The sequence below is a fragment of the Alteromonas lipotrueae genome, assembly GCF_019249215.1.
Classification (GTDB): domain Bacteria; phylum Pseudomonadota; class Gammaproteobacteria; order Enterobacterales; family Alteromonadaceae; genus Alteromonas; species Alteromonas lipotrueae.
This window is the reverse complement of the sequence record NZ_JAESDI010000028.1, coordinates 1-12,014: the sequence shown is the minus strand read 5'-3', so window position 1 is coordinate 12,014 and position 12,014 is coordinate 1. Positions and strand designations below refer to the sequence as shown.

Below are 12,014 nucleotides of genomic sequence, written 5' to 3'. Positions count from 1 at the left end.
CAAGTGCAATGGTGCTTGCTGGATGAAAATGAGAACTTGGCGGTAAAGCGCCTATTGCGCAACCTTTGAATTTAAAGCGGCGAAGTTAAAACCACCGAAAGCCCGGGGCGATGTTGGGAGCAACAGGAGAGGGCGGTTGAATAGATATTTTTATACAGCCAAACGCAGTTTAGGCTGACGCCTTCTAACGCCCGCATAATGGGCAATAACACGTAGGCTAAAATTGGAGCGAAGCGACTGAGCCTACGTGTTATTGTCCCAGCGAGCCTGCGAGCGAATTAATGCGTTTGTTATGTGTGTGGTTCTGAAACAACCTTTACGTAACCTACTATGGTGTACGCCTCACATATATGCCAAGTAAAGCCCCTTTTAATCAAAGGTAAATCTTGTTTGGGTAAAATAAAACCACCAAGTGCGTTGCAAGTTCCCCCTGGCTCTAATATTTCGGTATCGATAAAATTTAATTTACCAATGAAAGCGTAATCGCGACCAGGGATCCAATGGTTTGGGCTTATCCCAGTCCGATATCCCCAGCGATCTTTCATGGCAAATTCAATTAGGGAGACTTCAACCTCACATTCTATATCGACAGTTTCCAAGCTAAATTTCCCTGTAGCACATAACTTTTAAATAAGGGGCGCAGGCGCGTGGGCTATAATGCGAAGCAGCCCACGAGTATGCGTCCCAGCGAACGAAGAGAGTGACTTGATTTTTTTGTTATGTGACTTTGCCAATATAGAGTACCTAAGTTTTATGGAATTTAGAAACAGGATATATGGCAACTAGAGCGAACATAAAAAACACTTCGAAGGCCAGAAGCCCACTAATTCCAATTAAGATAATGTTAAGCGCTAACTGTTTATTGGACATATCAAAGTACCTACGCAACCATTCTATTTCACTGAGCAGATAGAAAAAAATGACGAATGCAAAAGTACAACTAGCTAAAACATTGAGCTTGAAAACACTAGGAAGTATGAAGAAGCAACTAGATAAAAAAAGGACCAATAACTGTATCTTAGGAAGTTGCAATCTGTCTTCATTAGTCATTAGATGATTCTATTCCCTTAGTCACATAACTTTTAAATAAGGGGCGCAGGCGCGTGGGCTATAATGCGAAGCAGCCCACGTGTATGCGTCCCAGCGAACGAAGTGAGTGACTTAATTTTTTTGTTATGTGCCATTAGCTCAAAACACCCCAAGATTCGCAAACGCCGCCATACTCGGCCATGAAAGAAGTAACATTTTCCTGAGTTTCTATTACCAACTCATAAGAGAGAATTTGGTGGATGTTAAATAAGACATAACCGCTATATTCCTCGTCAGGCTCGTAAATTTCAACTGCACCAGAGAATTCTTTAAGCTTTGAAATTGCATCCGGATGAGGAGGCCAGGACACAAAGTCGATATTGAAATCTATCGTTGTTGGCTTAGAAAAATCGAATCCAGATTCATCGAGTCTTCTTAAAACGTCACCATCTGCATCATCTGGAAAATTCAATATAGCCTCCTTGGCACATAACTTCTAAATAAGGGGCGCAAGCATGTGGGCTATAATGCGAAGCAGCCCACATGTTTGCGTCCCAGCGAACGCAGTGAGTGACTTAATTTTTTTGTTATGTGCGTGCCAATTACAACCGCACAAACTTTGGAACCTTACTTTTTAAAAGGCGAACGAGTTCGGGCTGCATGCGCTCGTAATTGTCTGGTATGTCTAAGCAAGCCAATTTTTTACCTTTAAGTAAATCTTTGTACTTTTTGGCGACCTTGTTTCTGTGAGACTTTTCCATAACTAAGATGGCGTCAGCCCATTCAATAAGGTCGCCTGAAAGCGGTGTTTCGGCATCTGCATTTGTGCCGCACCCGATTGCGTTGATTCCTTCATATTCAGAAAAGACTTCTTCACCGGTTGGGCTACGTAAACGATTTTCTGAACAAACAAATAGTAGGTTCATGTTTCCTTAAGTACATAACTTTAAGCTAAGGGGCGCTAACGCGTGGGCTATAATGCGAAGCAGCCCACGTGTTAGCGTCCCAGCGACCGAAGGGAGTGACTTAAGCGCTTTGTTAGAAGCAGAGCCTGTTCCCTTAGCATTTTTAAAAACTGATAAAGCCAGCATACGATTGATTATTAACACAAACAAGTAAAACGACAGCGCGGTGATGTTTTTGATTTGACTGAGGCAAGCTGCCATTTGAGCTGACAAACGCAATGGCGCTTGCTGACTCAAAATAAGAACTAGTCGATAAAGCGCCTATTGCGCGACCTTTGAAGTTAATGCAGCGAAGTTAAAACAACCAAACGCCAGAGCGATGCTTGAAATAACAGGCGAGTGTGGTTGTACTGATATTTTTATAAAGCCAAACGCAGTTTAGGCTGACGCCTTCTAACACTAAGCTTTGGGGCGCAGGCACGGGGCTATAATCGCGAAGCGGCCCCGTGTTTGCGTCCCAACGACCGAAGGGAGTGCCAACAGCGTTTTGTTATGTTTACTTACCATGGCACCCCTTCTAATTCGGCAAATACTGCACAAAATAACAACAAAATGAAAGGCAAAGCTGATATTAACTTTAGTTTGAGCGTGTTTACATGCCAGCCAACAACCATTGCGATGCTATATGGGATAAACAGAAACAGACCATATAAAACCATGAAAGCAACAATGTACAAATTCTCATGCCGTAAGTCCGCTTCAGGGAACGCTAAATAGTTGTATATTGAGTATGTGGCAAATAAAAATAGTGGAAGAGCTAAAAGGCTTAAAACTATTAATAAAAACTTAGAGCCTTTCATAAAACATCCTTGTGAACATAACACCCAACTTAGGGGCAATAACACTTAGCTAAGGGGCACATACATGCAGCTATAATGGCGAAGCCGCTGCATGTATGTGTCCCTCTTGAGCGCCTTGTTAGTTCCCTAGCGCACATAGTTAAGATTACCGTCTACAAAGCCAATAGCAAATGCCTTTGCGTGTTTAAGTTTGTGGGCATTTTTACAGCCTGATTGCAAATAGTTTTGAGCTAATTGGAGCAAAGTGCCTTGCGCGGTTTCCCAACATTTTCCAAAAAGGACGTTAGAAACTGAGATTACTCTGTCCTTTGGAATCCAATTTTCATTGCACGCCCAATCTTCGTCTTCTGTATCGAATTCTTTTGAACCAACCAACTCAATTTTAAATGGAGATTCATATATGTTGATATTGAAGGCGATTATTTCAGTTGGAATTTCTACGTCCAACTGACTATCCATCCAATGATTGAAGGTTATTTGGTCTTGAATCATCCTTTATTCTCTCTTGGGAACTAACGGCCTAATCAGCCGCGCCGTTGTTTGGCGTCGGATGCATTTGATTGTTATGTTTCAACTCTTTCTCAATAGCTTGCTTAACTTTTGGGTCTTTAAGAACTTCCTCGTAACCATCAAGCATTGAATCGACTTTATTTTGAGGTATATGCTCGGTATCAGGCTTTGAATAGAATTTCATAGCCGCTTGAAACCTAGTCATTGAAATTCTCATTATTGAAGAAATCAACTCAGTGTTCTCATGAATTATAGACACATCAAAACAACCTTTGAGCTTCGTTTTAGATCTGCCATCTTCACCTATATATTCATCTACACTCGTGGCCCAATTAGACCAGTCAATGTCTTGATCTGGAAAATTCTGCTTCAAGTTTTCAAACAACTGTGGCGCAAACACATTCTGTAGCACAAACTTGCCCGTATCCTTATCAATGCGATTCATTTCATAAGAAAGGCATGAAGCTAATGGCGCTGGTTCTTGGGCGTTGCTGAAGCTAACCAGAAAAAGCAAGACTACTAAGATTGTTCGCACTTTTCCTCCTTGGAACATAACGCTTAAAGCAGCGGCGCATTTTTGCGTCCGCTGCCTTTACTTGTTATGCAATTATTCGGCATCTGCTATAGTCTCGGCATTGTCTAAAGAATTAGGTATTGGTGGAAATGCAACTTGGCCAATTGCTGCCAAAATTGCAGACCTACATTTAGCCGAGTATTTTTTGTCTGATTTCCCTGATAGATACCTTGCGACATTAAACAGGTCATCAGAACGAATCAGTGCTGTACCACTTCGATTTGCAGCAGTTATACATTTTTCAGTAAAAAAGTCTGATCGCTCCGTAGGCTCCTGCAAGCGAAAGGCATTTCCAATCAAAGCGCCTTTCGCCATATCGGTTACATCTTCTCTTGAGAAATCCTCATGTATGTTCATTTCAAGTTGCCGCAACTTATCAATACTAATCGCTTTGTTATCCTTTCCCTCTACTTCTCCAAGCAGCCTTCCTTCTTTGCATTCGAAAATAACATCAAACTCTGATTCTGCGTCCTCATAGTGAGACACGTCAAATCCAAGTGCTTTTAGCGCTAAGTGGACGGCCGCTTCCAGCGGCTTTCCGTTTTCATATATTAGTCTTTTAAGGATAGATTCATCAGCAATGTCCTGTTCATGCCTCTCTTTTTGTTGCTGTAATTTTTCAATCTTGCTCTCTACAGCAATAAGTTTGTCTCGTATTTTTTCTTCTTTGGGGAGAAGGTACTTGTCCTGAAAAACCCAATCAGGAACAGCGGATACCTCGCCTGACGACCGGATTGATTTATCAAGTGCACATATGGCACTTATGATTTTCTTTCCTAGAGTACATGCCTCTTCATTCCAGTATATCTTGTCATCTTCCTCGTTTTCATAGGTATACTTCTCATCAGAAAAGCTTATGTAAGGCATGAGAAATAAATTCCCATCAGCATTTTTATATCGGAGTTTCGCGCCTACTGTTTTAGCGCCATTCTTTGTTTGGACAGTGGGTATTAATCCCTCGCCATCTAGAAGAAGTCTAAATTCTGATTCTGGGCCAAGTTCTTTCCAGTAAGGTGCCAACTCATTATTTTTCCCAGATAGCACCATTGATGAGCCGTTGGAGTTCGTAGTCTCAACGCCTCCAGGAACTATTTGATAGTTTGATGCCAAAACCACATGTCGGGTTGTTTGTCGGTTCCGCCCAGTACCGGAGTATGATTTTTGTCCGGTAGCGATAAATACCTCTTCTTCTTCGTTAAGGTAAAGGAAAACGTTTTTTCCAGCTTTCACTGCCTCTAGTATTTCTCTGCGCCAGTGTTCAATATGCTCCTTCAATCGAAAGGAGTTGGTATCGTCTAAGCACGGCTTACCTTGATAGTCTTCGTAACTATATCCATAAAAATCATCGATAGCTGGATCGATAATTATTATGTCAAAATCGAGTAACGAAGATTTTGACTTCATGCTTAAAGTTTTGATATCGGCACCAGGGATTTCCATTCCGATACTAACGACGTTTTTCTTTGCCATCAGGCTTCCTTCTTAATCTTTCATTGGAGTGCATAACTTTCCAATAACGGGCGCAGACATGTGGGGCATAATGGCGCAGCCGCCCCGCGTGTATGCGTCCCAGCGAACGAAGTGAGTGACTTAATTTTTTTGTTAGGTGCCATTGCCAAACAAAACCTCCATTTCTGGCAGCTTTTTAAGCTTACGTGAATGAATAATTGCATTCCTTACAGCCAGAAGTTGTTCCTTTGGTGTGAGGTTTAATACTGATTTTGTAAAGTCCTTTACCGAAATAGCCCAACCCCTGTCATCGTTGCATTGCAGCACATTTTCCAAGTGCATGTTTGCGCTTTGAAAATCTGAAGCATGTAAACAAACTAATCCTTTATTTAGGCATGCCCAAATGTTCTGTTTGTCCCCCACAGTGTTCGTCAATACAAACTCCTTAGCAAGTTCTGGAGATGACATTAAATGTCTGTGGGCAAGGGCTTTAACCTTTGCTTTCTCTGAAAGCGCGATCGCTTCTGGAAAAAAAGAATCTTCGTCTTTGAATTCTATGAATGAATTTTCTCTGTATCCAATATCGAAAGACATAAATTCTTTCGGGTACCAAAGCCACGATATCCCTACATTCAGATAAGTACCTTTAGACCAACTAGATGGTTGAAACTCGATCATTGTAAGCCACCACCCATTATCGTCCAGCCAAACCCTAGATTGTCCTTTTCTAACTAATCCAACCGGCTTCAGAATTTCCCTGGCTGCCCTATTGATGAGTTTGCTATGTATTGGTGTGGCCATCGCTTCCTCTTGGCACCTAACTTTTAAATAAGGGGCGCAGGCACGCAGGGCATAATGGCGAAGCCGCCCCGCGTGTATGCGTCCCAGCCCGCGCAGCGGGCGAGCTTGATTTTTTTGTTATACACAAGGCTACTCCTTAATAAGTTTAAGCACTTCACTGTTTTCGGAGTCGAAGACAGATAGCGATGTGTCATTTAACTTGATTGTGACGAATACATATTTGTCTTTGTAGCCATTGTACATTTCCCCAACCCACTCAGCTTCTGTTGATTGAACAATATTTTTGATGATTGTGAGGCCAGAGTTTTGTTTATGAGTCTGGTGTTCTTTAACACTTGCTACACCAGTTGTTAAATTGAATTCGATTAGAGCTGGTTTTGTTGCATGCTTCCAAACGCCTTCTATTGTTGATGAAGCAAATGCACTTATCGTTACTAAATAGGTGCCTATGAAAACAGAAAATAGAAGAGACGTTTTGGTTTTATTCACTTTAATTTTCCTGATTTTGCGCATTGTGTATAACTTTTCAATAACGGGCGCAGGCACGTAGGGCATAATGGCGAAGCCGCCCTGCGTGTATGCGTCCCAGCGAACGAAGTGAGAGAGTTGATTGGCTTGTTAGGTGCGTGCACTTTTATTGCCTTGATTAAAGGAGCACAAAACAGCAACAATGATTGTGCCTACTGGAAAGAATGGATTTAAAGTGAAATCCACTATGAGTATAACCGGAGCAAAGGCAAAGAAGCCAACAAGCCACCAACGTTTCCAAAAACCAGCACCCCAAAGTGCAGCTAAGCTAGAAGCACCTAAGCCGATTGCACATAAAATTAAATTTACTAATTCTGAGCTTTCTTGGTCAAGCTGGACAATTAAACCAATTAGGCAACCAAATGCGACTAAAGAGAAAAACCCACCTAGAAAAACACCTTTGAAAAAAGTAATAGCTTCACTTTTCACCAGTAGCACCTAACACCCTGCTTAGGGGCGGAAACACATGGGCTAAAATTTAGGAGCGAAGCGACGCAGCCCATGTGTTTGCGTCCCAGCGAGCCTGCGAGCGACTACAGCAGTTTGTTATGTTCGTTCCAGAAAAGAGGGCGCAATCACTTCTAATTGTCCGATACCATTGAAGTTAAATTTATAGTGCTGGTATGCTTCATTCTTTGATATATCTCCATGTTTCAAATAAGTTGCAATCCATTCTGAATTTTCAATTATGTAGCAAGAGTCATCTCTTTCACACTCGCAAAAGCTATCGGCTTCCTCCCATTTGAATGCAACCGGATCTGCAAACAAAAGTGATACATTTTTATTTTGCCAATCCTTAAACGTTAAGAATAGTTCATCATTACGGTAATGAATTTCCGGAGACTCTGCATCAGCTGTGCTAAAAGTGGTATTTAATCTTATTAGTCTATTCATACTCTAGAGAACATAACTTTAAGCTAAGGGGCGCAGATGCGTGGGGCATAATGGCGAAGCCGCCCCGCGTATAGGCGTCCCAGCGACCGAAGGGAGTGCCAACAGCGTTTTGTTAGGCGTACAACTGAAAGTACGCAGCTTTGCTGCCACCACTAGCCAAATAGACCGCATGTTTAAATTATTGAATTTAAGATAAAACAACCCTGTGCGAAATGCCAGATGTTAACGACATTGCTGGATAAAAGAGCGAGTTTAGAAAGTTGGTGATGCAGAATGTTGGCGTTGCGGTGTTGATTAAAAGCGCGCTGCTAAAGTCGTTGGGACTACCGAAAAAGTAAGCCGTAAATACAACCTAGCGAAACAGCCTTGATGCTGGAATGTCACGGTTGAACCTACTTTTTAGTGCTGTAAGTAAATGACGCCTAACTTTTAAATAAGGGGCGCAGGCATGTGGGGCACAATGGCGAAGCCGCCCCGCATGTATGCGTCCCAGCGAACGAAGTGAGTGACTTAATTTTTTTGTTAGGTGCGCTCTTAAATAACCTAGATTGTGCCATAACAGCTGCCGTTCTATTTTGGGTCCTTGCTCTGTTGTTTTTCTCTAAGATAAAGAACTATTTGTGCGATGACCAATACATAACATGAAAATGCAACAAAGGCGCATGGTGCAGCCATAAGTATTACTCCCGTTGTCCATCCGAAATATGCCATAACAGAACAGATAGCCCCAATGAAAAGCTCGATTGCGACAGCTTCCCAACTTACCGAGTAACCTACGTTGACAGGTTGAGCGTAGTGTTTAACTCTGTATGGCATGTCGTATTTCCTTGTAGCACCTAACACTAAGCTAAGGGGCAAAAGCGCAATGCGAGAATAGCGAAGCCGCATTGTGTTTTTGTCCCAGCGGCCCGCACGGCGGGTTGCGACTTGAGCGTTTTGTTAGCCATTTTCACCGTTTTCCGAAACAACCACTAGCTCTGGCTCACTTTCTTGTCCAGATGCTGATACTGCGACAATTTGTAGTTTAAAATCGAGCTTTTCAGGGCTAGACTCAGCTAAGTCGAACCAAACAAAATACATTTCTCGTTTATTACGTTTCAGTGGTGCGAAAGTTACCGCCTCTGATGGGAATACATCTGAAAAAAAATTGCTATCGAGTACTTTAAATCGATACGAAGTTTTATTGATTGAGTTATCGTCTTCAAATCTGAGTACTATTATTCCTGCATCTGAGCACGAACCGCCATTACCATCGTCGCTTCCGCGATTAACCGATACAACAGATACAATAGGTTTAGTTGGTATTTCGTCAGCCACGTAAACACTAGAATGTCTGGGGAATTCATAGCCTGGGGCGAAGCTGCAAGCATAAGTTTTACTATAAAATAACAATGCATACAAAAGTAAAATTTTAATCTTCATAATTATATTAGATGGCTAACTTTAAGCTAAGGGGCGCTGGCACGTGGGGCATAATGGCGAAGCCGCCCCGCGTGTAAGCGTCCCAGTGACCGTAGGGAACGGCTTGAGCGTTTTGTTAGCTTTCATCTTTTACCATTTTACCGCGCTGTTGATAAGCGCTTTCTGTGATGCTGAAATAAAGGGAAGTATTCTTGATTTGCAGGGCCCGCCTTTTAGCTATCCACTCTCTAAAGTTGTGTTTTTCTTCAATTCTGGACCAACTTATGAAAATTGGTTTACGCCAAAAAAGGAAAAATGAACGTTTTACCAGTAAGCCTTCTTTGAAGCAGTGTATAGCCATGGAGTTCCAATAGTCTTTCTCGGTCGAATATTTATAAGAAGAGCAATTTTTCCAAAAAAAGACCATTTCTATTGAGTTGGGCTTACCGTGTGGTTTGGGTATATTTTCACTTGCAGCGACATACTCGCTCCAAAGTGGGTGAGTATTTTCTCTATAGCTTAAATAGCTAAACAATAGTAACAGTGTTGAAATAATTAAGATGGCAAACATGATGAAAGCTAACTTTTAAATAAGGGGCGCAGGCACGTAGGGCATAATGGCGCAGCCGCCCAGCGTGTTTGCGTCCCAGCCCGCGCAGCGGGCGTACTTAATTTTTTTGTTATATTGCATTTTTCAATACAGCCTTTGTTTTACCAAGAGGGTTAACCGCTATGCGCTGAAGCTGTATACCAAAGTTACAAATTGCTTGAGGCTCGACTTTCATATCAAAGTTAACTTTATAGCTTTCGTTTCTGACATTAGTGAAAGATTCGATGTGAGCAATAGTAACAGCAAACATTGTATGGCCAGAACTGTCTGTACAGAAAGCATGAATGGAAAAATAAGAAAGATCAGGGGTGGAACGGCTTTTGAACTCGAACTCATCTTTTGTGGTTCGAGGAAACTTCTCAAGAAGTCTTCCCAGATGCTCAATCTCCTCTCTATTTGTATAGCAATCTGCTTGGCCAGAGAACTGCCCATTACTACCGAATATAGAGATTTCAAATAAAGATTCATCTTCCCATATTGATGAAACTACGAGCTGACTTTCCATGTTACTCCTGCAATATAACACCCCAATAACGGGCAATTGGTTGCTGGCGAAAATGGCGTAGCCGCCAGCGAGGAATTGTCCCAGCGAGTGGAACGAGCGTTGTTTATTGGTTTGTTATACCACGCTAGCCAATTACTCATAGATTTTTCCACCTAACAAGAACAATGCAAATTTTTTCCATAAATTAGTCTCTATTTGCCAAGTGGCGTTGTCTTCCGCAAATGCAATTGCGGACTCTAGAAAGTCTTCAATACTTGCATTTTGCCATCCATTTGCGCCATGTGAGTATATATTTGAAGTTTTACGTTTTTCTTTTTCACTTTCGTCCCTTTTATCTTCTTCAAGGGCTTTAGCAAAAGCTAGAAATGACTCTTCGTCATTTACGTGTTCAATTAGGTCTAACAAATCCATTTTTGCATTTCCTATATCCTTAAATTCGCGCCTGAGGGGTATAACACCCCACTAAGGGGCAATAACACATGGGCTAAAATTAGGAACGAAGTGACGCAGCCCATGTGTTAGCGTCCCAGCGAGCAGCGCGAGCGCCTTTAGTGTTTTGTTATATGGCAAACTCTTCGTTTGGTTCTTCTAGTTGTTCCACTTCTTCGAGCCCGCAAATACCATTACCACCGTCAAGATAACGCAGACCAAGGTAAACTTGTTCTCCGATTTGTTCTGCCTGAATTACGACGGCAGGAGTTCGTTCTCCTGTTTTTTCATTAATCTGAATAACACATGTAGGTAATTTGGCATCCAGTACAAAGCTACCCTCTGGTATATAGAAAACAGCTAAGCCGTTTTTTACATCCATTTCAGAGGCAACTCGCCCTGATATGTGAGGTAAGGTATTCCAATTGTCAGGTTTGAATGAGTCCCACATGTTTAACTTTCCATATAACTTTAAGCTAAGGGGCGCTAGCATGTGGGCTAAAATCCGAACGAAGTGAGTCAGCCCACATGTTAGCGTCCCAGCGACCGAAGGGAGTGGCTTGAGCGTTTTGTTAGGCGTACAACTGAAAGTACGCAGCTTTGCTGCCACCACTAGCCAATTAGCCAGCTTGTTTAAATTATTGAATTTAAGATAAAACAACCCTGTGCGAAAAGCCAGATGTTAACGGCATTGCTGGATAAAAGAGCGAGTTTAGAAAGCTGATGATGCAGAATGTTGGCGTTGCGGTGTTGATGAAAAACGCGTTGCTAAAGCCGATGAAACAGCAACTAAAGCTAGCCGCAAAGACAACCTAGCGAAACAACCTTGATGCTTTAATGTCATGGCTGAACCCACTTTTTAATGCTGTAAGTAAATGACGCCTAACACCCGCATAACGGGCAAAAATACGTAGGCTACAATATCAAGCGAAGCGCAGGGAGCCTACGTGTTTTTGTCCCTAGCGAGCGCAGCGAGTGTTAATGCGTTTGTTATAAGGCACCACGCTCTGGATACTTACCGCATAACCTTGTTAGCTGGCTAATTGACGAAGGTAAATAGGTCTGATCAAAAGAGCTGTAGAACTTCAGTAGATTTGCTGGGCCAGCTTCATCCATAGCTTCACCCGCGAGTTCAATATTTCCTTTACCGTCGCCTGTCAGCGTAAATTCAAGTTGTTGTTCAAGAGTTTCAAACTTAATAGTGCCTTTTAGGCTCTTATAAAGCTGTTCCAGTTTAGGTAGAAAAGAATGAAAGTCTCTCGTTAAGAATGCTGCGCAGAATACGCCTTGAAACCCGCCAAAAGATAAACTGACTTTCACGGATAACCAGTTGTCGTCATAGTATTCACCTGTTGCTTCTCTTTCATATCCGATGATTTCTATTTTTAGTTTTTCGGAGTCCGAAACGCCAACTTCGAAGAGCATACTTATCCTTGTGCCTTATAACTTTTAAATAAGGGGCGCAGGCATGTGGGGCATAATGGCGAAGCCGCCCCGCATGTATGCGTCCCAGCGAACG

At 42.2% G+C, this 12,014-nt stretch carries 17 protein-coding genes; all 17 read right to left on the bottom strand.

Going from position 1 to position 12,014, the window contains the following annotated elements:
* Positions 1-290: 290 nt before the first annotated feature.
* Complete coding sequence (locus JKP82_RS20480; RefSeq protein ID WP_218398544.1) at positions 291-599, bottom strand: hypothetical protein; 309 nt, start codon at positions 597-599, stop codon at positions 291-293.
* 584 nt (positions 600-1,183) lie between these two features.
* On the bottom strand, positions 1,184-1,501 hold the full coding sequence (locus tag JKP82_RS20475; protein WP_218398542.1) for a ribonuclease E inhibitor RraB: 318 nt from the start codon (positions 1,499-1,501) through the stop codon (positions 1,184-1,186).
* Between the two features lie 130 nt (positions 1,502-1,631).
* Positions 1,632-1,955: a low molecular weight protein tyrosine phosphatase family protein gene (locus tag JKP82_RS20470; protein ID WP_218398540.1), complete on the bottom strand. Its 324-nt coding sequence runs from the start codon at positions 1,953-1,955 to the stop codon at positions 1,632-1,634.
* Positions 1,956-2,494: 539 nt separating this feature from the next.
* A complete protein-coding gene (locus tag JKP82_RS20465; protein ID WP_013783728.1) occupies positions 2,495-2,794 on the bottom strand; it encodes a hypothetical protein in 300 nt (99 codons plus the stop codon).
* A gap of 126 nt (positions 2,795-2,920) precedes the next feature.
* Complete coding sequence (locus JKP82_RS20460) at positions 2,921-3,286, bottom strand: hypothetical protein (RefSeq protein WP_218398538.1); 366 nt, start codon at positions 3,284-3,286, stop codon at positions 2,921-2,923.
* 28 nt (positions 3,287-3,314) lie between these two features.
* Positions 3,315-3,839, bottom strand: coding sequence for a hypothetical protein (locus JKP82_RS20455; protein ID WP_218398535.1), 525 nt, complete (start codon positions 3,837-3,839; stop codon positions 3,315-3,317).
* A gap of 72 nt (positions 3,840-3,911) precedes the next feature.
* Positions 3,912-5,348 (bottom strand): hypothetical protein, encoded by a 1,437-nt coding sequence (locus JKP82_RS20450; protein ID WP_218398533.1) that lies wholly within the window; start codon positions 5,346-5,348, stop codon positions 3,912-3,914.
* 132 nt (positions 5,349-5,480) lie between these two features.
* Entirely contained in the window at positions 5,481-6,128 is a 648-nt protein-coding gene (locus JKP82_RS20445) for a hypothetical protein (RefSeq protein WP_218398531.1), read from the bottom strand.
* Between the two features lie 129 nt (positions 6,129-6,257).
* A complete protein-coding gene (locus JKP82_RS20440) occupies positions 6,258-6,617 on the bottom strand; it encodes a DUF2147 domain-containing protein (RefSeq protein WP_138579868.1) in 360 nt (119 codons plus the stop codon).
* 129 nt (positions 6,618-6,746) lie between these two features.
* Entirely contained in the window at positions 6,747-7,085 is a 339-nt protein-coding gene (locus JKP82_RS20435; protein ID WP_218398529.1) for a hypothetical protein, read from the bottom strand.
* 117 nt (positions 7,086-7,202) lie between these two features.
* On the bottom strand, positions 7,203-7,550 hold the full coding sequence (locus JKP82_RS20430) for a hypothetical protein (protein ID WP_218398527.1): 348 nt from the start codon (positions 7,548-7,550) through the stop codon (positions 7,203-7,205).
* Positions 7,551-8,489: 939 nt separating this feature from the next.
* Entirely contained in the window at positions 8,490-8,867 is a 378-nt protein-coding gene (locus JKP82_RS20425; RefSeq protein ID WP_218398525.1) for a hypothetical protein, read from the bottom strand.
* A gap of 220 nt (positions 8,868-9,087) precedes the next feature.
* The gene (locus JKP82_RS20420; protein ID WP_218398545.1) at positions 9,088-9,522 is read right to left on the bottom strand and encodes a hypothetical protein; all 435 of its coding nucleotides are present in this window, start codon (positions 9,520-9,522) and stop codon (positions 9,088-9,090) included.
* Between the two features lie 109 nt (positions 9,523-9,631).
* Positions 9,632-10,066, bottom strand: a complete 435-nt coding sequence (locus tag JKP82_RS20415; RefSeq protein WP_159531474.1) for a hypothetical protein — start codon at positions 10,064-10,066, stop codon at positions 9,632-9,634.
* 132 nt (positions 10,067-10,198) lie between these two features.
* Positions 10,199-10,477: a hypothetical protein gene (locus JKP82_RS20410; RefSeq protein ID WP_218398523.1), complete on the bottom strand. Its 279-nt coding sequence runs from the start codon at positions 10,475-10,477 to the stop codon at positions 10,199-10,201.
* A 148-nt stretch (positions 10,478-10,625) separates the two neighbouring features.
* Positions 10,626-10,946 (bottom strand): hypothetical protein, encoded by a 321-nt coding sequence (locus tag JKP82_RS20405; protein ID WP_126874109.1) that lies wholly within the window; start codon positions 10,944-10,946, stop codon positions 10,626-10,628.
* Positions 10,947-11,485: 539 nt separating this feature from the next.
* On the bottom strand, positions 11,486-11,920 hold the full coding sequence (locus JKP82_RS20400) for a WapI family immunity protein (RefSeq protein ID WP_218398521.1): 435 nt from the start codon (positions 11,918-11,920) through the stop codon (positions 11,486-11,488).
* Between the last annotated feature and the right edge of the window lie 94 nt (positions 11,921-12,014).